This is a genomic window from Synechococcus sp. H55.10 (assembly GCF_047502715.1).
In the GTDB taxonomy this organism is placed as follows: Bacteria; Cyanobacteriota; Cyanobacteriia; order Thermostichales; family Thermostichaceae; genus Thermostichus.
In genome coordinates, this window is sequence record NZ_JANSJJ010000245.1 from 1 (window position 1) to 557 (window position 557).

1 protein-coding gene is annotated in these 557 nt (G+C 58.3%); it reads right to left on the reverse strand.

Going from position 1 to position 557, the window contains the following annotated elements; genetic code table 11:
• Positions 1–52: 52 nt before the first annotated feature.
• Positions 53–322, reverse strand: coding sequence for an extracellular matrix/biofilm regulator RemA (gene remA / locus NW858_RS12070; protein ID WP_414365713.1), 270 nt, complete (start codon positions 320–322; stop codon positions 53–55).
• Between the last annotated feature and the right edge of the window lie 235 nt (positions 323–557).

The following is a 557-nucleotide window of genomic DNA, read 5'->3' on the forward strand; positions in this document are numbered from 1 at the left end:
GGTTTGTTTTAGGATATCTCACTCTCGGCCTCGCAGGCTGCTTGTGAGGCTTTTACTCAGGTTCCTCCGTCAGCCCAACCTTGGCGGTGAGGAAGCGGTTGGCAACGGTTTCGGGCTGAATGGCCGAGAGGATGACGTGCCCGGAATCGGTGATGATTACGGCGCGGGTGCGGCGACCGTAGGTCGCGTCCACCAACTGGCCTCTTTCGCGGGCGTCGCTAATGATGCGTTTGATGGGAGCTGACTCAGGACTGACAATGGCGATAACACGCCCGGCGGCGACGATATTGCCAAAGCCGATGTTGATTAGGCGAGTATCCATGGGTGGTGAGCCAGTCTAGCGCCTGTCCGGCCAGCAGCCTTCATTAAGGTAGCAAGTCAAACTGCCGCTCAGCATTGACCGGCAAGGCCCTGACCTGTAAAGGTTTCTGCCGGATCGGCAAGTCCTCTCGAGGTTGGGTGGGCTCTCAGTTGGTGGAGCTTGGCCAGGACTGGAGAGGCTTTTCCATGCTTTGCGGCCCTCAGCCTTTTCCCCGAAGAAAGTCCAGGTATTGGCC

What these genes read in the sequence shown, in the direction of transcription:
- remA (WP_414365713.1), bottom strand. Translation starts at nt 322, where the DNA reads ATGGATACTCGCCTAATCAACATCGGCTTTGGCAATATCGTCGCCGCC.